We start from the raw sequence: 24,161 nt of genomic DNA on the forward strand, positions 1-24,161 counted from the left end.
ATCGTTTCTCTCCGTACGATACCGGGAGCCCGACCTTTGACTATCCTATCCATGCTGGCGGCCGCGGCGACGGCCGGACCGGGTTCGCCCGCCGAAATCTGGCAACATATCGTCGCCGACTTTTCCAACATCACCGAACCGGCGGCGCTTGCCGCATTCGGATCGGTGCTGATGATCGACCTCGTCCTGGCGGGCGACAACGCCATCGTCGTCGGCGCCTTGGCGGCCGGATTGCCAGCCGACCAGCGCAAGAAGGTCATCCTGATCGGCATCGGCGCGGCACTGGTGCTGCGCATCTTCTTCGCGCTGATCGTAACGTGGCTGATGGGCATCGTCGGCCTGATCTTCGCCGGCGGCCTCTTGCTGCTCTGGGTCAGCTGGAAGTTCTGGCGCGAGATCCGCGAAGGCGGCAATCACGAGGCGAACGTCGAACAGGGCGTCAAGCCGATGAAGAGCTTCGCCGGCGCCGCCTGGGCGGTCGCGGTGGCGGATGTGTCGATGAGCCTCGACAACGTGCTGGCGGTGGCCGGCGCGGCGCGCGAGCATCCCGGCATCCTCGTCGTCGGCCTGTTGCTGTCGGTGGCGCTGATGGGTCTGGCGGCGAACTTCATCGCCCGGATCATCGATCGCTATCGCTGGATCGCTTATATCGGACTGGGCGTCATCCTGCTCGTCGCGATCAAGATGATCTACGAGGGCTGGAAGGGGACCACCGATACGCTGGGGCTGGTCAGCCTCTTCACCTGATGATGAAAGGCCCGCCCGGAAAGGCGGGCCTTTTTCCTGTCAGCCAAGATGTTCGGCAAAGAACGCGGCGGTGCGCTTATCGGCCAGTTCGGCGGACGCATCGGATCGGCGAGTACCGAATTCGGTGGCGAAGCCGTGATCCTCACCGGGGTAATCATGCAACGTAACCTTGGCATGCCCATCCAGACCATCATGCATCCGTTGCTGTGCGGCCTTGTCGACGAAGTGATCTTCCTCGGGAATATGCAGCAGAACAGGGTGAGCGATCGCCTGCGCTTCCCCCAGCAGGCCATCGATCCCGACGCCGTAATAGCCGACGCTGGCGTCCACATCGGTCCGTACCGCCGCCATGAAGGCGAGCCGGCCGCCCAAGCAGTAACCGACGACGCCGACCTTGCCGCCCTCGGGCAACAGGCGGCGTGCGGTGCGGATCGTGGTTTCGATATCCCGGATCGCCGCATCCTGATCGAGTTGCCCCATCAGTTCCAGCGCGCGGTCGAATTCGGGCTTCACATCGGGATCGAGTTCGACCCCCGCCGCGAACCGCCAGAACAGGTCGGGCGCGATGGCGAGATAGCCGGCCTCGGCCAGCGTATCGCATTTGCGCCGGATGCCGGCATTGACGCCGAAAATCTCCTGGATCACGACGATGGCCGCGCGGGGCGTATCGGCGGGTTCGGCGCGATAGGCGGCGAAACTGCCCTGATCGGTGTCGATGGTGATGGTGCCGGTCATGCTCGTCTCCTGTGACGGGTGAGGGACGGCGTTGACGCCGCCCCATCGCTCTGGCGCTATGACGATCCGTCTCTGCCTCCTCAAGGAAACTAGATCATGAAAGTGACGATCGAGATCGACTGCACACCGGAAGAAGCGCGTCGGGCCATGGGCTTGCCCGACCTGACGGCGTTGCACGATCGCTATCTGACGGTGATGGGCGAGGCGATGGAGGGCAATATGCGACCCGAGGCGATGGAGGCGATGATGCGCAGCTGGGCGCCGATGGGCGAAGCGGGGATGACATTCTGGCGCCGTCTGATGGAGGGGGCGACGAAGCCCGCTGGCGGATGATCGACACGATCTTCGCCATATCCAGCGGGCGGCCACCGGCGGGGATCGCGGTGATCCGGGTCAGCGGACCGATGGCGATGGCGGCGGCAACGTCGTTGGCTGGTACATTGCCTTCGCCGCGCCAAGCTACGCTGCGGCCGCTGCGCAATGCGGATAGGATGTTGCTGGACCGCGCGCTGGTGATCGTCTTTCCGGGGCCGCGGACCGCGACCGGTGAGGATGTGGTGGAGTTGCACTGCCATGGCGGTCGCGCTGTCGTGGCCGCCGTAGAACGCGCTTTGGGCGAGACACCCGGCTGCCGGATCGCGGAGCCGGGCGAATTTACCAGACGGGCGCTGATGCACGGACGGATCGATCTGGCGGAAGCGGAGGGTCTGGCCGATTTGCTGGAGGCCGAAACCGAGACGCAACGGATCGCGGCGCTGGCGGCGGCGGAGGGCCGGATCAGTCGACAGATCACACGCTGGCTGGATGGGATCGCGATATTGTCAGCTCGGATCGAAGCGGTTCTCGATCATGCGGACGAGGATGACGTCGATGCGGGCGATCATGAGGTAGCGCGCATCATCCGTGAGATGCACGATCTGGCGGCAGAGATCGGGGCAGTGGCGGCTGCACCACCGGTAGAACGACTGCGGGACGGGATCAGGGTCGTGATCGGCGGATCGCCCAATGCCGGCAAGTCCACGCTGCTCAATCTGCTGGCGGAGCGGGATGCGGCGATCGTTTCGCCGATCGCGGGGACGACGCGTGACCGGATCGAGGCGACGGTGATGCGGCGGGGCATCGCTTATATTCTGCTGGATACCGCCGGTCTGACCGAAACCGATGACGCGGTCGAGGCAATAGGGGTCGAGCGCGCCAATCAGGCGATCCAGTCCGCCGATATCCTCTTGTGGCTCGACGACATCCGACCACCACGAACAGATGCGCTGTGGGTGTATCCTCGCGCTGATTTGCCGGAGCGGCATGGCATGCCGGAAGGGCCGACCATGGCCGTGCGTCAGGATCGGTCGGAAAGTATCGATCGGCTATGGCAGGAGATCGAACAGCGCGCCGTATCGCTGTTGCCTCAAGCTGATACGTTGCCCTTGCGCGAGCGTCATCGAATGCTTTGCCGAGACGCGGTCGCAGGGATGAAAACCTCCACCAATGACCCGCTTTTGATAGGTGAGCACCTACGTTGCGCGCGCGTAGCGCTTGCCGGTATCGTAGGTACGGATGCGACAGAAATAATGCTCGACGCGCTGTTCTCGCGTTTTTGCCTCGGAAAGTGATGTTCCACGTGGAACGTTTTTGACGGCACCCGGCCGTTGGCGATAAGGCAATGCCATGTTTGACGTGATCGTGATCGGCGCCGGCCATGCCGGCGTGGAGGCCGCCATGACTGCCGCCCGGCGAGGGGCGATGGTGGCTCTTGTTACCTTCGACCGCAATAATCTTGGCGTGATGTCGTGCAATCCATCGATCGGCGGGTTGGGCAAGGGGCATATCGTTCGAGAGATTGACGCCTTTGACGGCATCATGGCGAGAGCGGCGGATGCATCCGCCATCCATCATCGGATGCTCAATCGGAGCAAGGGGGCGGCTGTACAGGGTCCGCGGATTCAGGCTGATCGTGCGCTCTATGCTTCTGCCGTTCGGGCGATGGTGACCGCTGAAGAACGCGTCGATGTGATCGCTGGTGACGTGATCGATATCGATTTTGCGGGCGGCAAGATTGCAGGTGTCACGCTGGCGGGGGGTGCAAAGCTACCCGCAAGAGCGGTGGTCATTGCCACGGGCACGTTTCTGGGCGGGCGCCTGTTTCGCGGCAGCGAGCGAGGCGAAGGTGGTCGGGTCGATGAGCGGGGGGCGGGGCCGCTGGCTGACCGGTTGCGCGCTTTGAACTTGCCGATGGCTCGGCTGAAAACGGGGACACCGCCACGGTTGGATGGCCGAACGATCGACTGGGCACGGTTGGAAGAACAGCCATCGGATAATGATGGCTGGACGATGTCTGCGCTGACGCACGGTCGTTCCGTGCCGCAGATTGCCTGTGCGATCACAAGAACGACGGCCGCGACCCATGCGATCATCCGCGATGCGATCCCTGAATCGCCGCTATTCTCGGGGGCGATCGAGGGTGCGGGACCGCGTTATTGTCCGTCGATCGAGGACAAGATTCACCGCTTCGGCGATCGTGATGGTCACCAGATATTCCTTGAGCCGGAGGGGCTGAATGACCCCATGGTCTATCCCAACGGCCTGTCGACATCGATCGGGGCAACGGCGCAGGCGGCCATGCTGGCAACCATTCCGGGGTTGGAACAGGCTCGTATTACTACGGCCGGCTATGCCGTAGAATATGACCATATCGACCCGCGGGCGCTGGAGCCTACATTGGCACTACGTACCATGCCCGGTTTGTTTTTTGCCGGGCAGATCAACGGAACCACCGGGTACGAAGAGGCGGCGGGGCAGGGACTTGTTGCAGGACTGAACGCGGCGGCTCATGCAATAAATCTCGATCCTGTCCGCCTGGACCGTGCCTCGTCCTATATAGGTGTCATGATCGACGACCTGGTATTGCAGGGTGTCACCGAGCCTTACCGGATGCTGACCGCGCGGGCTGAATATCGTCTGGCGTTGAGGGCGGACAATGCGGAAACCCGGCTGGGCTGCATCGCTCAGGCAGCGGGGTGCGTTAGCGAGCAACGGCGAGAGCATCAGCACCAGCGTGAAGCGGAACGTTCGACGTTTCGCCAACGCCTTGCGACGGTTCACTCGGCCAGCGAGGTGGCCGATCAGGGTGGTGGTGTCAGCCGTGATGGAGCCAAGCGGACGGCATGGGAATGGCTGCGGTTCGAAGGCGTAACTCTCGACCAGATCGCGCCACAGGCTTGCGAGGGGGTCGAGCCTGCGATCGTCAGCGAGATCGTGGAGGATGCGCGCTACGCACCGTATCTCGAACGACAGGCGGAAGAGGTACGCCGCCTTCGCGCGGATGAGGATGTGCTGTTGCCGGACGTGATCGACTACGCGGCGGTGCCGGGGCTCTCTTTGGAGATGGTCGCCCGGTTGGGCGCGAGCCGCCCACGGTCTCTCGCAGCTGCTGCCCGTGTTCGAGGGGTGACGCCAGCGGCGCTGTCGGCGGTGTTGCTTCATGCCAAGAAGGTAGCGGCGTGACGGAGATCGAAGCGCAGGATTGGGTGCGGCAGCGGGTCGATGCACTTGCGTTCGACAGGATGATATCGTTCGTCGATATGGTAGTGACGGAGAATAGCCGGCAAAACCTGATCTCGCCGGCGACGATACCGGCGATCTGGGACCGCCATGTTGTCGACTCGTTGCAGCTGATCGAGATGGCCGGAGGTGCTGCCGGGCGTTGGTTGGATATCGGAACGGGTGGGGGATTTCCCGGAATGGTGTTGGCCATCGCCGGTTGCAGCCCGATCATGATGGTCGAGCCGCGGCGCAAGCGGGCTGATTTTCTGGCTGAAAGTATCGAGCGATTGAGCCTGACGGATGCGAAGATCGCTGCCAGCAAAGTCGAAAATATCGAGTGGACTGCGGATGTCATCACGGCGCGCGCAGTCGCTTCCGTGGAAAAGCTTTTGATTGCCGCAGCGCATTGCGCCACAAAGACGACGCGATGGCTACTACCGCGAGGGACGGTGGATGCCTCATCGCTTCCGGCGTTATGCGCCCGTCATCAGCTGGTGTTTCACGTGGAACAAAGCCTCACTCGTTCCGACTCGTTTATTTTGGTGCTGGAGCCTCGCGCATGACGACCGTGATCGCGATCGCGAACCAGAAGGGCGGGGTCGGCAAGACCACCAGTGCGATCAATCTGGGTACGGCATTGGCAGCTACGGGCAGCCGTGTCCTGCTGATCGATCTTGATCCCCAGGGGAACGCATCGACGGGTCTGGGCATCGGCCATTCTCAACGGCAGCGGTCGAGCTATGATGTCCTGATCGGGTCGTCCACCGTCTCTCAGGCGACCGTGCCGACCAAGGTGCCACGGCTCGATCTGATGCCTGCCACCGTCGATCTGTCAGGCGCAGAGATCGAGTTGGTCGATTTCGACGCACGGACGCATCGGCTCGATCTCGCGTTGAAGGGATCGACGGGCAGTTGGGATATCATCCTGATCGATTGTCCCCCTTCGTTGGGGTTGCTGACGATAAATGCCATGGTCGCGGCCGATGCTCTGCTGGTGCCGCTACAATGTGAGTTCTTCGCATTGGAGGGGCTGTCTCAGTTGCTGAGCACGGTCGAGCGTATCCGTAGCCGCTTCAATCCCGGTCTTTCGATACTGGGCGTGGCGTTGACGATGTACGACCGCCGCAATCGACTGACGGAGCAGGTATCGACCGACGTCCGCGCCGTCTTGGGATCGGTCGTGTTTCAGACGGTGATCCCGCGCAACGTCCGCTTGTCGGAGGCCCCCAGTCATGGCTTGCCGGCGCTGATCTACGACCATCGGTGTTCGGGATCGGAAGCCTATATGGCGTTGGCGCGTGAGATGATCCAGCGCTTGCCGCGTGCGGCGGCAGCGGCATGAGCGAGGCTGCGCGTCGGCCGCGAGGCGGTCTGGGTCGGGGACTCGATGCCTTGCTGGGCGAAATGGCCCGTGAGGCGCCGGTGGCCTCGGATACGGAAACGCCGAGCGGGTTGCGGATGCTGCCGGTCAATTCGCTGGCGCCGCACCCGGATCAGCCACGTCGTCGGTTCGACGAGGCGTTGCTGGACGAACTCGCCGCCTCGATTGCGGCACGCGGATTGATCCAGCCGATCGTCGTGCGGCCACATGGCCATCAATTCCAGATCGTCGCGGGCGAACGCCGCTGGCGGGCAGCGCAGCGCGCACGGCTCCATGAAGTACCCGTCGTGGTGCGTGATCTCGACGACGCCGAGACGCTGGAAATCGCGCTTATCGAGAATATCCAGCGGCAGGATCTGAACGCGATCGAGGAAGCGCAGGCCTATCAGCGGCTCGCCGGTGAGTACGGCCATACGCAGGATGCACTGGCCAAAATCGTTCACAAGTCGCGTAGCCACGTCGCCAACCTGTTGCGGCTGCTGGAGTTACCCGACGAGGTTCAGGCGCAGGTCGTCGACGGATCGCTGTCGATGGGTCATGCCAGGGCGTTGCTCGGCGCACCGGATGTCGAGGGGCTGGCATCGCAAGTCGTCGCCCGCGGCATGTCGGTGCGCGAAACCGAGAAGCTGGCGCGTGAGAGCAAGGCACCGCGCGATCGGGCAGGGGCCAATCGACCGTCGTCACAGGGCGGCATGGACGCCGGCAACGCGGACATCGCGGCACTGGAACGGCAGCTGGCCGACCTGCTGGGGGTGGCGGTATCCGTGACCCATGGTGAGAAGGGTGGCTCGCTGACGCTGGGATACTCGACGCTCGATCAGCTCGACATGATCTGTCAGCGGCTCACGGGCGAGACGATCTAGCCCCGCCGCGCCAGCGCGCGGGCGAGTTGTAACACCGCTTCATCCGCCAAGACGCCGCCCGCGTTACCGGGGCTCATCACCGCACGCTCGGCGGCACGGGTTCGGGCGAGTGCCGTCGATAACATCATCGGCGTCCACCGGCGTAGCGCCCTTGCCGTCGCGTCCTCATCGCGAAAGAACACCCGGTGACGCTTCATCACGGCATCGACGGGTTCGCCGTTCGCCACATCGGCGCGCATATCGATCAGGGCGACGAGCCGGCGGGCGATCTGCCGCAACCAGGGAATGGGCGAGGTGCCGGCCTCGCTCAGCCGGTTGAGTTCCTCGGCCAGATGATCGGGTCGCCCTTCGACCAGAGCCTCCACCGCGCGTGTCGCCTCCGCTTCATCAAGGTCGGCACCGACGAGATCGAGCGCCTGATGATCGAGTTCCTGGGGTCGATCGGGCGCCGCATCGAGGAACAGCGCGAACTTCTCGATCTCCTGCGCCATCACCGAGCGATCGCCGCTGCTGGCGGTGACCAGCCGGGCCGCGACGCCGGTCGCCAGCCGCATCCCCCGTTCACCGGCCAGCGTCGTCGCCAGCCGTTCGGCGTCCTGCGCCGTCGGGGGATAGCACGCGAAGGCGAGGGCGTGGGGGGAGTCGATGGCCATCTTCACGATCTTCGCGGTCGAACGAACGCCGGGTGCAATCGCGACCACCGGATTGCCGGCTGCTTCAGCGGTCAGCAGCGCGGTGACGGCGGTGACGCTTTCGTCACCCATGCCGGTCACGCGAATATGGCGGGCATCGCCGAACAGCGACATCGACGCAGCTTCGTCGGCCAGCCGGGCCGGATCGGAACGAAGCGTGGCGCCATCCAGATCGACGCGTTCCGCCCGATCGCCCATCGCCTGCGCCAGCACCGCCGCGAGTGCGCCGGCGCCGGCCTCATCGGGGCCGTGGAGCAGGTAAAAGCGGAGACGTGGCGCGGCGAGCGCCTGACGGATCTGGTTGGCGCTCGCCTTCACGGGACCGGCGTGGGGGCGGGCGTAACGGCGGGCGGCGCTTCAGTCCCGCTTCTCCGCTGCTGGGCATACAGGGCGATCCGGGCGACGATCTTGTCGGCCACGATGCCTGAGAGGCGCTCCAGCGCGGTGTTTTCGGCCGCGATGGTCGCATATTCGGACTGGACGACATCGATCCCCGCATCCGAGCCAGCCGTAGCATCGACCACGACGGTGCTGTCCGTCATATCGACCAGCTGGAACCGCGCGCGCAGCGTTCGCCGTTCCCGCGTGACGCTGTCGTCCTGACGAACGCCAAGACCAATAATCTGATCGTCCAGCCGGATATCGAGCCGATAACGGGGTGCACCGCTGGCACCGAGTCGGTCGCGCAGCGAGGTGGCGATAAGCCATCCCGCCTTGCCCTCGATCGGCGATACCTCGACCTGCGTCAGCGCCGACGCGACGCTACCGCTCGAACCGCCGCCATACAGCGGTCTCAGTCCGCAACCCGACAGGATCGGCGCCGAGGCGATCGCTGCGACGAGGAGCCAGCGGGCCATCATGCGACGATATTCACGAGACGGTCGGGCACGACGATCACCTTGCGCGGGGACTGGCCTTCGAGCAGCCGGATGACCTTGTCGCTGGCCAGCGCCGTCGTTTCCAGCACATCTTTCGGCGTCCCCTTGGCGACGACCAGCGTGTCGCGCAGCTTGCCGTTGACCTGCACCGCAATCGTCACCTCGTCATCGACCAGCAAGGCCGGATCGACGGTGGGCCAGGGAGCATCGGCGATCAGGCCCTCACGTCCGGCCATGCCCCACGCCTCCTCTGCCAGATGCGGCACCATCGGCGATGCCAGGCGCAGCAGCGTGTCGATGGCGGTGCGACGGTCGGCGGAGGCAGGCGCTTTCTCGATCGCATTGGCGAGCGTGTAGAGCAGCGCCACCGCCTTGTTGAACTGCAGTCCCTCGATCGCTTCGGCAACGCCGGTGGTGCTACGGTGGGCCAGCTTGCGCAGCGGCAGATCGTCACCCGTGACATCGTCGATATCCGCGCCGAACAGCCGCCAGAGGCGCTGGACGAAACGCCACGATCCTTCGATACCGGCTTCGGACCAGGGCAGGTCGCGTTCGGGCGGACTGTCCGACAGCATGAACCAGCGGACGGCGTCGGCGCCATATTGATCGACGATCGGTTCTGGATCGATCGTGTTCTTCTTGGACTTCGACATCTTCTCGACGCGGCCGACCGTGATCGGATGGCCGGTCGCGATCTCGGTGCCGTCGCGAACGTCATCCGGGGCGAGCCAGCGGCCATCGGAGGACTTGTATGTCTCGTGCGTCACCATGCCCTGCGTGAACAGGCCGGCGAACGGCTCGGCGATATCGAGCTTGCCGATATGGCGCAGCGCCCGCGTCCAGAACCGGGCGTAGAGCAGATGCAGGATCGCATGCTCTACGCCGCCGATATACTGCGCGACGGGCAGCCAGCGTTCCGCCTCGGCGCGGTCGAACGGCTGGTCGTCCGGCTGGCTCGCGAAACGGATGAAATACCAGGACGAATCGACGAAGGTGTCGAGCGTGTCGGTTTCGCGAACTGCATCCGCGCCGCAGGACGGGCAGGCGACGTGTTTCCACGTCGGATGCCGGTCGAGCGGGTTGCCGGGGATCGCGAACGATACGTCATCGGGCAGGATGACGGGCAGTTGATCCTGCGGTACCGGCACAACGCCGCATGCGCCGCAGTGGATGATCGGGATCGGCGTGCCCCAGTAACGCTGGCGGCTGACGCCCCAGTCGCGCAGGCGGAACACGGTGGTGCCGGTACCCCAGCCTTCAACCTCGGCCCGGTCAATCACCGCGCGCTTGGCGTCCTCGATCGTCATCCCATCGAGGAAGTGCGAGTTCACGATGGTGCCGGCGCCGGTATAGGCCTCGTCATCGGTGAATGCCGGTTCGTCGGTAGCGCCGTCGGACACGACGCGCTTGATCGTCAGGCCGTATTTGCGGGCGAAATCGAAATCGCGCTGGTCGTGCGCCGGCACGCCGAACACCGCGCCGGTGCCATATTCCATCAGCACGAAGTTCGCGATGTAGATCGGCAACTGCCAACTTGAGTCGAGCGGATGCTGCGCGGTCAGGCCGGTGTCGAAGCCGAGCTTTTCCTGCGTTTCCAGTTCGGCTGCGGTGGTGCCGCCCTGCTTGCAGCGTTCGATGAAGGCGGCGGCAGCCGGATTGCCTTCGGCCAGCGCACGCGCGATCGGGTGATCGGCCGCGACCGCGACGAAGCTGGCGCCGAAGATCGTGTCCGGTCGGGTGGTGAAGACCTCGACGCTGTCTTCTCCCCTCCCGCTTGCGGGAGGGGCTGGGGGAGGGGATGTGTCCGGGTCGGTCGCGACAGGCCCTCCCCCGACCCCTCCCGCGAGCGGGAGGGGAGAAGAAAGGACAAAGCTGAACTTCAGCCCCTGACTCTTGCCGATCCAGTTTTCCTGCATCAGCCGGACCTTGTCGGGCCAATGTTCCAGCTTGCCGAGGCCATCTAGCAGTTCGTCGGCGAAGTCGGTGATCTTCAGGAACCACTGGCTCAGCTTGCGCTTCTCGACCACCGCGCCCGAACGCCAGCCGCGGCCGTCGATCACCTGCTCGTTGGCGAGCACGGTCATGTCGACCGGGTCCCAGTTGACCGAGGATTCCTTGCGATAGACCAGCCCGCCTGCAAACAGGTCGAGGAACAGCGCCTGTTCGTGGCCGTAGTAATTCGGCTCGCACGTCGCTAGTTCGCGCGTCCAGTCGAGCGCGAAGCCCAGCCGCTTCAGCTGCGCCTTCATCGCGGCGATGTTGGCGCGGGTCCAGGTGCCGGGATGCACGCCCTTTTCCATCGCGGCATTCTCGGCCGGCATGCCGAACGCGTCCCAGCCCATCGGGTGGAGCACTTCATGCCCGGTCATCCGCCGATAACGGGCCAGCACGTCGCCCATCGTATAGTTGCGGACGTGGCCCATATGGATCTTCCCCGATGGATAGGGAAACATCTCAAGCACATAGGCGCGGGGCTTCGTGCTGGCGTCGTCGGCGGCGAAGGTGCGGCGCTCGTCCCATACACGCTGCCAATGCGCATCGGCCTTGAGCGCGTTGAAGCGCGACATTCTTGGTGAACTCCGTATCTAACGTGCCGCCCGGCCGCAGATCGGCACGGGCGGAAGGGCGATATCAGCCGGCGATCGACGAGCGGCGCAGGTCGCGGGCGCGGGTGAGGATCAGATCCTCAAGCTTCTGCGTGGTGGCGGCCTGCACCGGCGAGGCGACCCACTGGCCACCGCGATTGATCTCACGCAGCGCCGCGACGCGAACCGCATCGGCGCGCAGATCCTGGTCGAGAATCGTCACCGTCACCTTCATCCGTTCGGTCGGCGTCTGCGGATTGACGTACCAGTCGGTAACGATGACACCGCCGTTCGAGTCTGTCTGGACCAGCGGCATGAACGACAGCGTGTCGAGGCTGGCCCGCCACAGATAGCTGTTCACGCCGATGGTGGTGACGCGCGACGCGGCGAGATCGCTCTTCGGGCGATCACCCTTGCTGGCACAGGCGGAAAGCGACAGCGCGGCGACGAGCCCGAGCGCGAGGGCGGAACGACGATGCATGGGCGTGAATCCTGCGGGAAAAATCAATCTTGGCCTCTACAGGGGGGCGCCCGCGCCCGCAAGCAGCGCGCCCGACTGTGTGCGCCGTGCAACAGGTAGTATAAATCGCTGTGGGCCAATGGCGACGGCGGATCGAATCATGGTACGTGCGGTTCGGGACGGGGACCAATTGGAGACATTAATGATCGCGGGGCGCATCATCGTCGGGATAGTTGCCGGGGCACTTGCTGCCGCGGGCACTCTCGTCGCGCCTGCGTTCGGGGCCACCGACAAGCAGTCGCTGCGTGCACCGACTCGTCAGACGGTGCGCACCGTCGGTGGTTTCACGCCGGCGGCGGGCGATCCTCGTCTGGCCGCGCTGTTGGCCCGTGGTAATTTCGGCGGCGATTTCCGCTTCACCCCGGCCGAGTCGCGCCATGATACGCGAGCCATGACCGTGGCCGTTCGTGCGCGGACGAATCGCGGTGTATCGGATCGCAGCGTCGCGGCGGCCGATACGACGATCGGTCTGGCCCCAATCGCGTATAACCTGGGTGTCGCCGTCGGTTGGAAGCGGTTCGTGATCGCCAGTGACGTGACCCGTGTCGATCTTGCCAGCCAGCCGGGCGGTCGCGAGGCGGCCGATGTCGCGCTCAGCTACTCCGGCAAGCGGTGGACCGGCCGGGTTGCCGCCGTGGCCGATCGGCCGCTGGCGGATACGCCGCGGGCGGTGGCCGATCTGCCGAGCTACTCGGTCGATCTGGGCGGTTCCTATTCGCTGACGCGCAATCTGGATGTGACCGCGGGCGTCCGGTATCGGTTGGATCGCGAGCGGTTGACGCAGGCCGCGGATCAGCGCCGCGACAGCCAGGCGGTTTATGTGGGCACTGCCTTCCGCTTCTGACGATCGATTATCGACGCGGAAGAGCCGACCGGCCATGCGTCGATACCTGCCCAACCCGCAAATCCCAGATGACGGATGCGACGCCAGCGGCGCGCATCCATGCCCCCCATCGCGATCATTGCGACCCCCAAGCCCTGGCCGATACGTCGCGCCTTGATCGGGCCAAGCGCGGCTGCGCCGGGGTGCGAACGGGTGGCGAATATCGGCGATACGAACAGCAGCTTTGTGTTGGCCCGTACGCCTGCCAATGCCTCGCCCCGGTCATGCGTCGGCCAGCTGGTTGCGCCTGAAACCCGACCATGAATGCCGACGGAACCCGGCAAAGGCGGATCGACCGCCAGCAGCAGCAGTCGCCGGGCGCGGGCGATGCGACGGACACGCTGGAACAGGGCGCGACGCTCAGCAGGCGGCGTGGCGCGATGGCGGAAGACGACACCGCTGCCGGGCGGCATATGCAGGAGGATCGGCCATAGCCGGTCTTCCAGCCGCTCGTCGGTCATCAACCAGCTCTCGGGGTATCGGCGGCGCACGGTGGCCCCTATAGCGCGGGCATGGACGAACAGGACAGTGCAACGCGGCTGGCCGCGATCCGGGCGCGGATCGCCGGGGCGGCGGGACTCGCGGATCGATCGCCGCAAGACGTGACCTTGGTGGCGGTCAGCAAGACGCAATCCGCAACGGCGATCCTGCCGTTGCTGGAGGCGGGGCAGCGGGTCTTCGGCGAGAACCGAGTGCAGGAAGCGCAGGAGAAGTGGCCGGAGTTGCGCGATCGATACGACGGCGTCGCGCTGCATCTGGTCGGTCAGTTGCAGTCGAACAAGGCGGCGGACGCAGTGGCGCTGTTCGATGCGATCCATTCCGTCGATCGGCCGTCGCTGGTGAGCGCGCTTGCCACCGCGATGGAGAGAACCGGACGGCGACCGACCTGTTTCGTGCAGGTCAATATCGGCGAGGAAGCGCAGAAGGGCGGCTGTCCGATCCCGGACCTGCCGGCCTTGCTGACGCAGGCGCGGGATGCCGATCTGCCGGTGGCCGGGCTGATGGCAGTTCCGCCCTTTGGCGTGGAGCCGGCGCCCTATTTCGCGCTGCTCGGCAAGCTGGCGCGCGATCATTGCTTGGCCGGGCGGAGCATCGGCATGTCGGATGATCTGGAGACGGCGGTGATGATGGGGGCGACGCATGTCCGCGTGGGCACGGCCCTGTTCGGCGCGCGGGAGATGAAGCTGTGAAGTTCGATGCGATATTGTTCGATTTCGACGGCGTGCTGATCGAGAGCGAGGAGGCAGGCAACCGGCATCTGGCGGAGCTGCTGACCGAGCTGGGCCATCCGACGACGCCGGCCCATGCGATGGCGCATTTCACCGGTCTGTCGGGGGATGGGTTCCTCGACGCGGTTCGTGGCTGGATCGGTGGACCATTGCCCAACGGATTTCACGAGGCGCGGGCGGCGGAGGATGCGCGGGTCGTGGCGGAGGGAGTCGATGAGGTCATCGGCGCGGCGGCGTTCGTCCGGTCGCTGCCCGTGTCGTTGCCGCGTGCGATCGTGTCTTCGAGCAAGACGCACTGGATCGACGCGCATCTGCGGCATCTGGGTCTGCGCGACGCATTCGGGCCGCATCTGTATTCCGGGCGCGAACATGTGGCGCGGGGCAAGCCGGAGCCGGATCTGTACCTGCACGGTGCGGCGATGCTGGGCGTGCCGATCGACCGCTGCGTCATCATCGAGGATTCGCTGATCGGCGTGACGGGCGCGGTGAAGACGGGGGCCTATGTGATCGGCCTGACCGCCGGTACGCATTGCGCGCCCGATCACGGCGCGCGATTGCTGGCGCTGGGGGCGGACGCCGTGGCTGGTGATTATGCCGAGGTGGCGCGGCTGCTCGATCACCGCATGGAGGAACACGCGACGGCATGACGGCAGGCTGGCATTTCTGGATCGATCGCGGCGGCACCTTCACCGATGTCGTCGCCCGCGCGCCCGATGGACGCTTGCAGGTCGCCAAGCTGTTGTCGGAGGACCCCGGTCGCTACGACGATGCCGCCGTCGCCGCGATCCGCCAGCTGACCGGGATTGCCGAGGGGCCGTTGCCACCCGCCGATATCCGCATCGGCACGACGATCGCGACGAACGCGCTGCTCGAACGACGGGGCGAGCCGACGTTGCTGGCGATCACGCGCGGTTTCGGCGATGCGTTGACGATCGGCTATCAGGACCGGCCCGATATCTTCGCGCGCGCGATCGAGCGGCCGCCGCCGCTGTTCGCCGAGGTCGTGGAGATCGACGAGCGGGTCGATGTCGATGGTGACGTACTGCGACCGCTGGATCGCGAGGCGGCGATGACAGCCTTTGCGGCGGCGCGGGCGCGAGGGATCGCGGCGGTGGCGATCGTGCTGATGCATGGCTGGCGCTACACCGCGCATGAGGAGGCGCTGGCCGATCTGGCGCGGGAGGCGGGCTTCACGCAGGTGTCGGTCAGTCACCATACGGCGCCGCTGATCCGGCTGGTCGCGCGCGGCGATACGACGCTGGCGGATGCGTATCTGTCGCCGGTGCTGGCGCGCTATGTTGCCGGACTGGAAACGGCGCTGGCGGGGCAGCGGCCGTTGTTCATGCAATCGAGCGGTGGACTGGTCGAAGGAGCGGCGTTCGGCGGCAAGGATGCGCTTTTGTCCGGGCCGGCGGGCGGGATCGTCGGCATGGCGGAGACGGCAACGCGGGCAGGTTTCACCCATGTGATCGGGTTCGACATGGGCGGCACCTCGACCGACGTGTCGCTCTATGCCGGGACGCTGGAACGGCGGCATGATGCGGTGATCGGTGGCGTGCGCGTCGCGGCACCGACGATGCGGATCGATACCGTGGCGGCGGGCGGTGGATCGATCTGTCGGTTCGACGGAGGGCGGCTGCTCGTCGGGCCAGAATCCGCTGGCGCCAATCCGGGACCGGCCTGCTACCGGCGCGGCGGTCCGCTGACGGTCACCGACTGCAACCTTATCCTCGGCAAGATCATGCCCGGCCAGTTCCCGGCGCTGTTCGGCCCCGATGGCGATCAGCCGCTCGATCGCGATGCGGCGGTCGCGGCGATCGATGCGCTGTGTACCGAAGTCACAGCGGCGATCGGCGAACCGCTGACGAGAGAGGCCGCGGCCGAAGGACTGGTGGCGATCGCGGTGGCGAATATGGCGCGGGCGATCCGGGCGGTGTCGGTGGCGCGGGGCGAGGACCCGGCGGCCTATACGCTGGCGTGCTTCGGTGGTGCGGGCGGGCAGCATGCATGTCTGGTCGCGGATGCGCTGGGGATGGAGCGGGTGCTTATCCACCCGTTGGCCGGCGTATTGTCGGCATTCGGTATGGGGCTGGCAAGCCGGCGGACGATGCGACAGGCGACGCTGGCAGCGCCGCTTGTCGATCGGGGGGCGTTCGACCGGGCGGTGGCGGCGTTGACGGCGGAGGCGGTCGCGGCACTGACCGCACAGGGCTTGCCGGAGCACGCGATTCGTACCGAAGCGTGGGCGCAAATCCGTTATGCCCGTGTCGATCAGTCGATCGAGGTGGCGGCGGGCGATAGCGACACCATGGCGGCGGCGTTCGCGACAACGCATCGCCAGCGGTTCGGGTTTCTGGGCGACGATGCGCTGGTGGTCGAACTGGTGCGGGTCGAGGCGATCGGTGACGAGGGCACGGAAGCGGTCGCACCGTCGCTGCCCGCCGCAACGTCGCCGGCGATCGGCGAAACGATCGCCTATATGGCGGGCGAGACGCGTACCATGCCGCTTCACCGGCGCGAAGGACTGGCGGCGGGGGCGGTGGTGCCGGGGCCGGCATTGATCGTCGATCCCGTATCGACCACCGTCGTCGAACCCGGTTGGCAGGCGGCGGTGATCGCCGATGGCAGCCTCGTCATGTCGCGCATCGTGCCGCGTGGACGCGAGCGGGCGGATGCGGCGGTCGATCCGGTGCGGCTGGAGATCTTCGCCGGGCTGTTCATGGGGCTGGCGGAGGAAATGGGCGCGGCGCTGCAACGCAGTGCCGCGTCGGTGAACATTCGCGAGCGGCTCGATTTCTCGTGCGCGCTGTTCGACGTGCACGGTAATCTGGTTGCCAATGCGCCGCATATCCCGGTGCATCTGGGATCGATGGGGCAGAGCATTCGCCGGGTGATCGAACGGCGCGGTGAGAACGCGGATGGTCGTGGAATGTGGCCGGGCGATGTCTATGCGCTGAACGATCCCTATGCCGGCGGCACGCATCTGCCCGATATCACCGTCGTGATGCCGGTGTTCGCAGGTGACGATACGCCCGCCTTCTTCGTCGCCGCACGGGGGCATCATGCCGATGTCGGCGGGACGAGTCCGGGATCGATGCCGCCCGACAGCAGGACGTTGTTCGACGAGGGCATCGTGCTGGACGACGTGCTGCTGGTCGAGGACGGGCGGATGCGGCGGGACGAGATCGCTACGCTGCTGGGGAGTGGTGACTGGCCGGCCCGCAACATCGAACAGAATCTCGCCGATCTGGCGGCGCAGGTGGCCGCCTGCGCGCGCGGGGCGGCGGGGCTGGACGGGCTGGTCGAGGCGCATGGGCTGGACGTCGTCGCCGGTTACATGGAGCATATGCAGGCACATGCCGAGGCGATGGCGCGGCAGTTGCTGCGCGGCTTGCCCGATGGTCGTTTCCGGTATGAGACGGATGAGGGCGCCGCGGTCGAGGTGACGGTGCGCGTGGACCGCGAGGCGGGGACGGCCGTGATCGATTTCGCCGGCACCAGCGACCAACGTCCGTCCAACGTCAACGCGCCGCTGGCGGTGACGCGGGCGGCGGTACTCTATGTGCTGCGGCTGCTGGTCGATGAGGCGGTGCCGCTGAACGAAGGCTTCCTGCGGCCGGTGACGATCCTGGTGCCGGAGGGATCGATGCTCAATCCGCGCTTCCCGGCAGCAGTCGTGGCGGGGAATGTCGAGACGAGCCAGGTCGTCACCGATGCGTTGCTGGGGGCGCTGGGTGCGATGGCGGCCAGTCAGGGGACGATGAACAACCTGACCTTCGGCGATGACACCTATCAATATTATGAGACGATCGCGGGTGGCGCGGGGGCGGGGCCGGGTTTTGCCGGTGCGGATGCGGTGCAGACGCATATGACCAACAGCCGCCTGACCGACCCGGAGGTGCTGGAGACGCGTTATCCGGTGCTGGTCAAGGAGTTCGCGATCCGGCGCGGCTCGGGCGGCGAGGGTGAATGGCGCGGCGGTAACGGCACGCGGCGGCGTTTGCGGTTTAGGGCGCCGTTGCGTGCCGGTATCCTCAGCAACCACCGGCGGATCGCACCGTTCGGATTGGCAGGGGGCGGCGATGGCACGGTCGGCGTGAACCAGGTCGAGCGAGTTGATGGTTCGGTCGAGTCGCTGGCGGCGACGGCGCGGGTCGAAATGGCGGCGGGCGACGTGCTGGTCATCGAGACGCCGGGCGGCGGCGGTTACGGGTCCGCCGTCTGATGCTGGTTCTGGCGGGGATCGTGGTCATTGCGGCGGGTTTCCTGCTTCGGTTCAACCCGCTGCTGGTCATCATCGTATCGGCGCTGGTCACGGGGCTGGCGGCGGGGCTCGATCCGGTGGCGGTATTGGCGACGTTCGGGCGGGCATTCAACGATACGCGTTACGTGACCGCGATCTATATCGTGCTGCCGGTGATCGGGTTGCTGGAACGGCACGGGCTACAGGCGCGGGCCCGCGCGCTGGTAGGCAAGTTGCGCGGCGCGACTGCCGGGCGGGTGCTGATCGGGTATCTGTTGTTCCGGCAGATCACCGCCGCACTGGGCCTCGTCTCGATCGCCGGACCTGCACAGACGGTGCGGCCGCTCGTTGCGCCGATGGCGGAGGCGGCGGCCGATCCGCGGGATGAGGCGGAAAGCGAAACCGTGCGCGCGATGGCGGCGGCGACGGACAATGTCGGCGTGTTCTTCGGTGAGGATATCTTCATCGCGATCGGATCGATCCTGCTGATGAAGGGCGTGCTGGAAGGGTATGGCATCGTGCTGGAGCCGTTTCAGTTGTCGGTATGGGCGATCCCCACCGCCATCGCCGCATTCGTCGTTCATGGCTTTCGGTTGTTGCTGCTCGACCGGCGACTGGCGCGGGGGCGATGATCGGGCTTGGCTTCGTCTATCTGGTCGCGGGCGTTACCTTCGTGATCTTCGCAGGCCAGTCGTTGCTGGCGAGGCGCTGGGCGAACGGGGCTTTTCAGTCGCTGATCGCGCTGTCGTTTATGGCCGGCGACCGGCTGGGCGACGTTGGCAATGGCGCGCTGGTGCTGGCGTTGGTGGCGATCGCAGCGACAGGACGGATGCGGCGGGGTGAGGGCACGCCGGCGCCGATGGATCGCGGGGCGCGGGTGTTCGTGCCGGCGTTGGTGATCCCGGCGGTGGCGTTGCTCGGGACGCTGGCCTTCAAGCAATTTCCGGCGCTGGTCGATCCGAAACAGGCGACGCTGGTGGCGTTGGCGGCAGGGACGTTGATTGCGCTGGCGCTGGGGCTGTACCTGATGCGGGCGCGACCGGCAGCAGCGTTTGCCGCGGGGCGGGGCCTGATCGACGAGATCGGCTGGGCGGCGATGATGCCGCAGATGCTGGCCAGTCTGGGGGCGGTGTTCGCGCTGGCGGGTGTCGGCGAGGTCGTCGGCGGGTTGATGGGACAGGTGATCCCGACCGGCAGCGTGATCGGCGCGGTGGTTGCCTATGCGCTGGGCATGGCGGTCTTTACGATGATCATGGGCAACGCCTTTGCCGCATTCCCGGTTATGGCGGCGGCGATCGGCGTGCCGTTGCTGGTGCGCGGCGCCGGGGGCGATCCGGCGATCGTCGCGGCGGTGGGGATGCTCGCCGGGTTCTGCGGCACGTTGATGACGCCGATGGCGGCGAACTTCAATCTGGTGCCGGCGGTGCTGCTGGAGCTGAAGGACCGCTACGGCGTGATCCGCGCCCAGATACCGACCGCCTTGCCGCTGCTGCTGTTCAATATTCTCCTGCTGTACTGGATGATCGCATGACCGGGATCGATGCCGACACCGCCGGCCGCTTTGCACGACTGACGCTGGGCCATGTGACGCGGGAATATCCGCACAAGCTGGACCATGTGTTGAACGGACCGGCGGATGCGACGACGCCGTCGGCGCTGCACCCGGTCTTCTACGGCAGTTTCGACTGGCATAGCTGCGTCCATGGCTGGTGGCAGTTGTTGCGGCTGCGCCGGTTGTTCCCGACCATGCCGGAGGCGGCGGCGATCGGGGCGCTGGCGGACGGGATGCTGGTGCCGGAGAAGATGGCGGGAGAGCTTGCCTATCTGGCTCGGCCCGATGCGGGCGGGTTCGAGCGGCCTTATGGTTGGGCATGGGCGCTGGCGCTGCATGACGAGGCGGCTCGTCACCCCGAGCCGTGGAGCGAGGTGCTGGCGCCGCTGGCGGCGGCGTTCGCGGCGCGGTTTGCGGCGTTTCTGCCGAAGCTGACCTATCCGTTGCGGGTCGGCACGCATTTCAACACCGGCTTCGCGCTGACATTGGCGCATCGCTGGGCAGTGACGCATGATCCGGCGCTGGCGACGTTGATTGGCGAGCGGGCCCGCTACTGGTTCGCCGAGGATCGTCACTGTCAGGCTTGGGAACCGGGCGGCGACGAGTTCCTGTCGCCGGCGCTGTGCGAGGCGCTGTTGATGGCCGAGGTGCTGCCCCCACTGGCGTTTCGCGACTGGTTCGACGCGTTCCTGCCCGATGTGGCGGCGGGGCGGCCGGCGACGCTGTTCACGCCGGCGACGGTCAGCGATCGCAGCGACGGCAAGATCGCGCATCTCGATGGCCTGAACCTCAGCCGTGCCTGGTGCTGGCGGACGATCGCGGCGCGATTGGGTGCGGACCATCCCGTCCATGATGCGGCGCAGGCGGCGGCGGAACGGCATCTGGCGGCGAGCCTGCCGCATCTGGCCGATACCTATATGGGCGAGCACTGGCTCGCGACCTTCGCGCTGCTCGCGCTGGAACCGCTACACGATTAGCGGAAAAATGGTGCTGCCGGTGAGGATTGAACTCACGACCTCAGCCTTACCAAGGATGCGCTCTACCACTGAGCTACGGCAGCACTCGACCGTTTCGGGCGAAGCGCGCCTAGAGCGGAGGCGGGGCGTGTTGTCAAGGCTTTGGTGGGCGGGGTAGGGCGGTCGCATGACGAAGGACGAGGAAAAGGCCGAACGGATGGCCGCCGCGCTGAGGACGAACCTGCGCAAGCGCAAGGCACAGGCGCGGGGGGAAGAGCCGTCAGGCGGTCCGGCGGATCATCGTCGGACGAAGGACCCGGCGGCATAGGTGGCGACGCCGGCCGCTTCCCACGCGGCGAACGAGGCACCGCAGCCGACACCGAGCACCGCGAGCGCGAACATCAGCCGACGGGCGCACATCTTTCCAAAAGCCATGCCTTCACCTCATCCTCTACAAGGGGGCCGATGATCTGCGTCACCTTGGCGTGATAGGCATTGAGCCATGAAAGCTCGTCGTTCGTCAATAGGGCCGGATCGATCAGATCGCGGTCGATCGGGGCAAAGGTCAGTGTCTCGAATCCCAGCATGACACGATCGGGATCGCCACCGGGAATGGCGCGAGGTTCGACCAGCACCAGATTCTCGATCCGGATGCCGTATTCGCCCGCCTTGTAATAGCCCGGCTCGTTCGACAGCAGCATGCCGGCGCGCAGCGGTTCGAGCGCCTGACCGCCGGGATAGGCTGGATTCGCAATGCGTTGCGGACCTTCGTGGACCGACAGATAGGCGCCGATGCCGTGACCGGTGCCGTGACCGTAATCGAGACCCGCCTCCCAGAGCGGCCGCCGCGCGAACGCATCGATCTGGCCGCCCATCGTCCCATCCGGAAAGATCGCGGTGGCGATGGCGATGTGCCCCTTCAGCACGCGGGTGAAGCGGTCGCGCATTTCCGGCGTCGGCGGGCCGATCGGCAGCACGCGGGTGACGTCGGTGGTGCCGTCGGCATATTGGCCGCCCGAGTCGATCAGGAAGAGATGGCCGGGTTCGATCGCCGCGTCCGATTCGTCGGTGACGTGATAATGTGGGATCGCCCCATGCGCGCCGGTGGCGGAGATGGTCGAGAAGCTGGTGTCGCGCAGCAGGCCGGAGGCCTGGCGGAATTCGAGCAGCTTCGCGGCGGCGGACAGCTCGGTCTCGGTGCCGGCCGGACAGGTGGTCGCGGCCCAGTGGAGGAAACGGGTCAGGGCGGCGCCGTCGCGGGCGGAGGCGGCGCGGTGGCCAGCGATCTCGGCGGGGTTCTTGATCGATTTGGCGAGCAACACCGGATCGCGCTGCGCGATGACGGTGGCGCCACCCGCTTCCAGCGCATGGACGATCGCGGCGACCGAGCCGGCGGGGTCGGCGACGACGCGGCGACCGGCGAAATCGCGCAAGGTCGATTCGAAGCGGGTGCGGTCGTGCAGACTCACCGAATTGCCGAGATGCTGGCGGACCACATCGTCGATCTTGTCGGGGGCGACGAACAGGTCGGTGGCGCCATCGGCGTGGACGATCGCATAGGCGAGCGCGACGGGAGTGTGATCGACATCGCCGCCGCGGACGTTGAGCAGCCACGCGATCGAGTCGAGCGCCGACAGCACCACCGCATCGGCGCGCTTGTCGACCAGCCAGTCACCGATCGCCGCGCGCTTGGCGGCCGACGAAGCGCCGGCGACATCGTCGTGATGGACCGTCATGAGCGCGGGCGACGGGGCGGGGCGATCGGGCCAGATCGCGTCGACCGGGTTGGCGTCGACCGGCACCAGCACGGCGTCCCGATCCGCCAGCGCGGCGCTGGCCTCGTCCACCCAGGCGCGGGTGTGGAGCCAGGGATCGTAACCGATGCGCGCGCCGCCATCGACATGCTCGCCCAGCCAGCAGGCGACCGATGTCTGCGGCACGCCGACGAACTGCCAGTCGTCGCCCGATACCTGCTCGCGCACCTGCAACGTGTAGCGGCCATCGGTGAAGATCGCTGCATCGGCGGGCAGGACGACGGCGGTGCCGGCCGAACCCTGAAAGCCGGTCAGCCATGCCAGCCGCTGCGCATAGGCGCCGACATATTCGCTCAGATGCTCGTCGGTCAGGGGGATGACGAAGCCGTCGAGACGCTGGCGGGCGAGTTGGTCGCGCAGGGCGGCGAGGCGATCTTTGTGCGTGGACATGAGCGGTATCCGGGGCTGGAAAGTCACTAAAGTCACACCCTCCACGCGCGCGCGATCGTGCGCGGGCGCGTGGGCGCACGCGTGGGGGCGATTATAACGCTGGGGGTGTGACGGGTGGTCATGAAGTGATGGCTTTTGCCAGATGCGGGGGGTGTAGGACAGGGGGGTGTAGGTTCACGCGAAGGCGCGAAGGCGCGAAGGCGCGAAGAGAAGTGCAGAAGAAGGAGGTGGTTCGCGCGGAGGCGCGGAGACGCGGAGATTTCGTTTTGGGTTATCGTGAGGGCAGTTACCTGGCGAGCCGATATGGGCGGTGCGGGTGAGGTGGGATGATGTTGCACCGGGCGTGACCCCTCCGCGTCTCCGCGTCTCTGCGTGAACATGCCTTTTTCGCTTCGCGGCTTTGCGGCTTTGCGTGAACGTCTTGCCTGTTCTTTGTGGCCGCCCTCACCCTTCCGGCCCTTTGCGCCTCCCTCCCTCTCCCGATGGGAGAGGGATTTCAGGTATTTGGCTGGGGATGGTGGGGGACGAGGATCAGCGTGTTGTCCTCGACGCGCCAGGATTTCAGTTTCGACAGGAAGTTCATGCCGATGACGTTGACGTCGCCGAAGGCGGGGGAGACGACGACGGACAGGTCGCGGGCGACGATGTTGCCGAGGCGTAGTTCGTCGACGCTGGTGGTCTGGGCCTGCACGGTGCCGTTGGCGGTGCGCAGCAGGATGGGGACGATCCCCTCGCCGACCGACAGGCCGGCGGCGGCGGCGGTGCGGGTCGAGATGGCGGTGACGGTGGCGCCGCTGTCGACCAGCATCCGCCGTTCGGTGTCGCCGATCCGCACGCGGACCCAGAAATGGCCGTCGGGGCTCATCCTGACGCGCATCGTGTCGCCGACGACGCGCTGGTCCTCCAGCTTCAGGAACTGGGCCACGCGGCCGAGATAGGGGTCGAATTCCGCGCGCTGGCCCAGCACCGTCAGCAGGAGCAGCGCGATCGCGCCCCAGGTGACGATCTGGACCGCCAGCCGAACGATCATCAGGCGACGCGCGAGCATCAGCACCGCGACGACCGCGATCACGGCGGCGTAGAACGTGGGATGGGAGACCGGGTCGGGAATCATCGAACGACGGTGATAGTGCAGGTTGCCTGTATGGCAGAT

Annotated in this window: 23 protein-coding genes and 1 tRNA gene; 15 read left to right on the forward strand and 9 right to left on the reverse strand. The window is 66.2% G+C overall.

Translation table 11 applies throughout. The annotated features are described in order from the left end of the window. Nucleotides 1–51 precede the first annotated feature (51 nt). Nucleotides 52–747 (forward strand): TerC family protein, encoded by a 696-nt coding sequence (locus JAO74_RS11550; protein ID WP_199038525.1) that lies wholly within the window; start codon nucleotides 52–54, stop codon nucleotides 745–747. Between the two features lie 39 nt (nucleotides 748–786). Here the strand turns inward: JAO74_RS11550 and JAO74_RS11555 are convergent, their stop codons facing one another. Then, complete coding sequence (locus JAO74_RS11555) at nucleotides 787–1,482, reverse strand: dienelactone hydrolase family protein (protein WP_199038076.1); 696 nt, start codon at nucleotides 1,480–1,482, stop codon at nucleotides 787–789. 96 nt (nucleotides 1,483–1,578) lie between these two features. On the opposite strand from JAO74_RS11555, the gene JAO74_RS11560 reads away from it, so the two are divergent. From JAO74_RS11560 to JAO74_RS11585, 6 genes are read left to right on the forward strand one after another with little or no spacing between them, the layout of a single operon-like run. Next, nucleotides 1,579–1,815 carry a DUF6489 family protein gene (locus JAO74_RS11560; protein WP_056529698.1) on the forward strand — a complete coding sequence of 79 codons (237 nt, stop codon included), beginning with the start codon at nucleotides 1,579–1,581 and terminating at the stop codon, nucleotides 1,813–1,815. Beyond that, on the forward strand, nucleotides 1,812–3,092 hold the full coding sequence (gene mnmE / locus JAO74_RS11565) for a tRNA uridine-5-carboxymethylaminomethyl(34) synthesis GTPase MnmE (RefSeq protein ID WP_199038077.1): 1,281 nt from the start codon (nucleotides 1,812–1,814) through the stop codon (nucleotides 3,090–3,092). The genes JAO74_RS11560 and mnmE overlap by 4 nt, the downstream gene beginning before the upstream one ends. Nucleotides 3,093–3,147: 55 nt before the next feature. After that, a complete protein-coding gene (mnmG, locus tag JAO74_RS11570; RefSeq protein WP_199038079.1) occupies nucleotides 3,148–4,983 on the forward strand; it encodes a tRNA uridine-5-carboxymethylaminomethyl(34) synthesis enzyme MnmG in 1,836 nt (611 codons plus the stop codon). Next, nucleotides 4,980–5,585: a 16S rRNA (guanine(527)-N(7))-methyltransferase RsmG gene (gene rsmG / locus JAO74_RS11575; protein WP_332908794.1), complete on the forward strand. Its 606-nt coding sequence runs from the start codon at nucleotides 4,980–4,982 to the stop codon at nucleotides 5,583–5,585. Before mnmG ends, rsmG begins: the two co-directional genes overlap by 4 nt. After that, nucleotides 5,582–6,364 carry a ParA family protein gene (locus JAO74_RS11580; RefSeq protein WP_199038081.1) on the forward strand — a complete coding sequence of 261 codons (783 nt, stop codon included), beginning with the start codon at nucleotides 5,582–5,584 and terminating at the stop codon, nucleotides 6,362–6,364. The genes rsmG and JAO74_RS11580 overlap by 4 nt, the downstream gene beginning before the upstream one ends. Beyond that, nucleotides 6,361–7,266 carry a ParB/RepB/Spo0J family partition protein gene (locus tag JAO74_RS11585; protein WP_199038083.1) on the forward strand — a complete coding sequence of 302 codons (906 nt, stop codon included), beginning with the start codon at nucleotides 6,361–6,363 and terminating at the stop codon, nucleotides 7,264–7,266. Before JAO74_RS11580 ends, JAO74_RS11585 begins: the two co-directional genes overlap by 4 nt. On the opposite strand, the gene holA is transcribed toward JAO74_RS11585, so the two are convergent. The 4 genes from holA to JAO74_RS11605 form a co-directional block, all read right to left on the reverse strand. Further along, the gene (gene holA / locus JAO74_RS11590) at nucleotides 7,263–8,276 is read right to left on the reverse strand and encodes a DNA polymerase III subunit delta (RefSeq protein WP_199038085.1); all 1,014 of its coding nucleotides are present in this window, start codon (nucleotides 8,274–8,276) and stop codon (nucleotides 7,263–7,265) included. The genes JAO74_RS11585 and holA overlap by 4 nt on opposite strands. Next, a complete protein-coding gene (gene lptE, locus JAO74_RS11595; RefSeq protein WP_199038087.1) occupies nucleotides 8,273–8,815 on the reverse strand; it encodes an LPS assembly lipoprotein LptE in 543 nt (180 codons plus the stop codon). Before lptE ends, holA begins: the two co-directional genes overlap by 4 nt. After that, nucleotides 8,815–11,403 carry a leucine--tRNA ligase gene (gene leuS / locus JAO74_RS11600; RefSeq protein ID WP_199038089.1) on the reverse strand — a complete coding sequence of 863 codons (2,589 nt, stop codon included), beginning with the start codon at nucleotides 11,401–11,403 and terminating at the stop codon, nucleotides 8,815–8,817. The genes lptE and leuS overlap by 1 nt, the downstream gene beginning before the upstream one ends. Nucleotides 11,404–11,467: 64 nt before the next feature. Beyond that, nucleotides 11,468–11,902 (reverse strand): DUF3576 domain-containing protein, encoded by a 435-nt coding sequence (locus JAO74_RS11605; protein ID WP_056529673.1) that lies wholly within the window; start codon nucleotides 11,900–11,902, stop codon nucleotides 11,468–11,470. A gap of 181 nt (nucleotides 11,903–12,083) precedes the next feature. Between JAO74_RS11605 and JAO74_RS11610 the strand changes: the two genes are divergently transcribed. Next, on the forward strand, nucleotides 12,084–12,785 hold the full coding sequence (locus JAO74_RS11610) for a hypothetical protein (RefSeq protein ID WP_199038091.1): 702 nt from the start codon (nucleotides 12,084–12,086) through the stop codon (nucleotides 12,783–12,785). On the opposite strand, the gene JAO74_RS11615 is transcribed toward JAO74_RS11610, so the two are convergent. Further along, the gene (locus JAO74_RS11615; protein ID WP_332908795.1) at nucleotides 12,758–13,315 is read right to left on the reverse strand and encodes a thiamine phosphate synthase; all 558 of its coding nucleotides are present in this window, start codon (nucleotides 13,313–13,315) and stop codon (nucleotides 12,758–12,760) included. The genes JAO74_RS11610 and JAO74_RS11615 overlap by 28 nt on opposite strands. A 21-nt stretch (nucleotides 13,316–13,336) precedes the next feature. Between JAO74_RS11615 and JAO74_RS11620 the strand changes: the two genes are divergently transcribed. The 6 genes from JAO74_RS11620 to JAO74_RS11645 are packed head-to-tail and all read left to right on the forward strand — an operon-like array spanning nucleotide 13,337 to nucleotide 20,825. Further along, nucleotides 13,337–14,014: a YggS family pyridoxal phosphate-dependent enzyme gene (locus JAO74_RS11620; protein WP_199038093.1), complete on the forward strand. Its 678-nt coding sequence runs from the start codon at nucleotides 13,337–13,339 to the stop codon at nucleotides 14,012–14,014. After that, nucleotides 14,011–14,700, forward strand: coding sequence for an HAD family hydrolase (locus tag JAO74_RS11625; protein WP_199038095.1), 690 nt, complete (start codon nucleotides 14,011–14,013; stop codon nucleotides 14,698–14,700). The genes JAO74_RS11620 and JAO74_RS11625 overlap by 4 nt, the downstream gene beginning before the upstream one ends. Beyond that, nucleotides 14,697–18,278: a hydantoinase B/oxoprolinase family protein gene (locus JAO74_RS11630; RefSeq protein ID WP_199038097.1), complete on the forward strand. Its 3,582-nt coding sequence runs from the start codon at nucleotides 14,697–14,699 to the stop codon at nucleotides 18,276–18,278. The genes JAO74_RS11625 and JAO74_RS11630 overlap by 4 nt, the downstream gene beginning before the upstream one ends. Next, complete coding sequence (locus JAO74_RS11635; protein WP_199038099.1) at nucleotides 18,278–18,928, forward strand: DUF969 domain-containing protein; 651 nt, start codon at nucleotides 18,278–18,280, stop codon at nucleotides 18,926–18,928. The genes JAO74_RS11630 and JAO74_RS11635 overlap by 1 nt, the downstream gene beginning before the upstream one ends. Beyond that, complete coding sequence (locus JAO74_RS11640; protein ID WP_199038101.1) at nucleotides 18,925–19,827, forward strand: 5-oxoproline transporter, DUF979 family subunit; 903 nt, start codon at nucleotides 18,925–18,927, stop codon at nucleotides 19,825–19,827. The genes JAO74_RS11635 and JAO74_RS11640 overlap by 4 nt, the downstream gene beginning before the upstream one ends. After that, a complete protein-coding gene (locus tag JAO74_RS11645) occupies nucleotides 19,824–20,825 on the forward strand; it encodes a DUF2891 domain-containing protein (RefSeq protein WP_199038103.1) in 1,002 nt (333 codons plus the stop codon). Before JAO74_RS11640 ends, JAO74_RS11645 begins: the two co-directional genes overlap by 4 nt. Nucleotides 20,826–20,833: 8 nt before the next feature. Here the strand turns inward: JAO74_RS11645 and JAO74_RS11650 are convergent. After that, a tRNA-Thr gene (locus tag JAO74_RS11650) sits at nucleotides 20,834–20,908 on the reverse strand. 83 nt (nucleotides 20,909–20,991) lie between these two features. On the opposite strand from JAO74_RS11650, the gene JAO74_RS11655 reads away from it, so the two are divergent. Continuing rightward, complete coding sequence (locus JAO74_RS11655; RefSeq protein WP_199038105.1) at nucleotides 20,992–21,132, forward strand: hypothetical protein; 141 nt, start codon at nucleotides 20,992–20,994, stop codon at nucleotides 21,130–21,132. Between the two features lie 73 nt (nucleotides 21,133–21,205). On the opposite strand, the gene JAO74_RS11660 is transcribed toward JAO74_RS11655, so the two are convergent. Further along, a complete protein-coding gene (locus tag JAO74_RS11660) occupies nucleotides 21,206–23,008 on the reverse strand; it encodes an aminopeptidase P family protein (RefSeq protein ID WP_199038107.1) in 1,803 nt (600 codons plus the stop codon). 496 nt (nucleotides 23,009–23,504) lie between these two features. Next, nucleotides 23,505–24,122: a retropepsin-like aspartic protease family protein gene (locus JAO74_RS11665; RefSeq protein WP_199038109.1), complete on the reverse strand. Its 618-nt coding sequence runs from the start codon at nucleotides 24,120–24,122 to the stop codon at nucleotides 23,505–23,507. Between the last annotated feature and the right edge of the window lie 39 nt (nucleotides 24,123–24,161).

Origin of the sequence: Sphingomonas mollis, from assembly GCF_016427505.1 — a bacterium.
Taxonomy (GTDB): domain Bacteria; phylum Pseudomonadota; class Alphaproteobacteria; order Sphingomonadales; family Sphingomonadaceae; genus Sphingomonas; species Sphingomonas mollis.

Excerpts from the sequence above, each read along its gene's own strand:
- JAO74_RS11550 (WP_199038525.1), top strand. The coding sequence starts at position 52 with ATGCTGGCGGCCGCGGCGACGGCCGGACCGGGTTCGCCCGCCGAAATC.
- JAO74_RS11555 (WP_199038076.1), bottom strand. The coding sequence starts at position 1,482 with ATGACCGGCACCATCACCATCGACACCGATCAGGGCAGTTTCGCCGCC.
- JAO74_RS11560 (WP_056529698.1), top strand. The coding sequence starts at position 1,579 with ATGAAAGTGACGATCGAGATCGACTGCACACCGGAAGAAGCGCGTCGG.
- mnmE (WP_199038077.1), top strand. The coding sequence starts at position 1,812 with ATGATCGACACGATCTTCGCCATATCCAGCGGGCGGCCACCGGCGGGG.
- mnmG (WP_199038079.1), top strand. The coding sequence starts at position 3,148 with ATGTTTGACGTGATCGTGATCGGCGCCGGCCATGCCGGCGTGGAGGCC.
- JAO74_RS11580 (WP_199038081.1), top strand. The coding sequence starts at position 5,582 with ATGACGACCGTGATCGCGATCGCGAACCAGAAGGGCGGGGTCGGCAAG.
- JAO74_RS11585 (WP_199038083.1), top strand. The coding sequence starts at position 6,361 with ATGAGCGAGGCTGCGCGTCGGCCGCGAGGCGGTCTGGGTCGGGGACTC.
- lptE (WP_199038087.1), bottom strand. The coding sequence starts at position 8,815 with ATGGCCCGCTGGCTCCTCGTCGCAGCGATCGCCTCGGCGCCGATCCTG.
- leuS (WP_199038089.1), bottom strand. The coding sequence starts at position 11,403 with ATGTCGCGCTTCAACGCGCTCAAGGCCGATGCGCATTGGCAGCGTGTA.
- JAO74_RS11605 (WP_056529673.1), bottom strand. The coding sequence starts at position 11,902 with ATGCATCGTCGTTCCGCCCTCGCGCTCGGGCTCGTCGCCGCGCTGTCG.
- JAO74_RS11610 (WP_199038091.1), top strand. The coding sequence starts at position 12,084 with ATGATCGCGGGGCGCATCATCGTCGGGATAGTTGCCGGGGCACTTGCT.
- JAO74_RS11620 (WP_199038093.1), top strand. The coding sequence starts at position 13,337 with ATGGACGAACAGGACAGTGCAACGCGGCTGGCCGCGATCCGGGCGCGG.
- JAO74_RS11630 (WP_199038097.1), top strand. The coding sequence starts at position 14,697 with ATGACGGCAGGCTGGCATTTCTGGATCGATCGCGGCGGCACCTTCACC.
- JAO74_RS11635 (WP_199038099.1), top strand. The coding sequence starts at position 18,278 with ATGCTGGTTCTGGCGGGGATCGTGGTCATTGCGGCGGGTTTCCTGCTT.
- JAO74_RS11640 (WP_199038101.1), top strand. The coding sequence starts at position 18,925 with ATGATCGGGCTTGGCTTCGTCTATCTGGTCGCGGGCGTTACCTTCGTG.
- JAO74_RS11645 (WP_199038103.1), top strand. The coding sequence starts at position 19,824 with ATGACCGGGATCGATGCCGACACCGCCGGCCGCTTTGCACGACTGACG.
- JAO74_RS11655 (WP_199038105.1), top strand. The coding sequence starts at position 20,992 with ATGACGAAGGACGAGGAAAAGGCCGAACGGATGGCCGCCGCGCTGAGG.
- JAO74_RS11660 (WP_199038107.1), bottom strand. The coding sequence starts at position 23,008 with ATGTCCACGCACAAAGATCGCCTCGCCGCCCTGCGCGACCAACTCGCC.
- JAO74_RS11665 (WP_199038109.1), bottom strand. The coding sequence starts at position 24,122 with ATGATTCCCGACCCGGTCTCCCATCCCACGTTCTACGCCGCCGTGATC.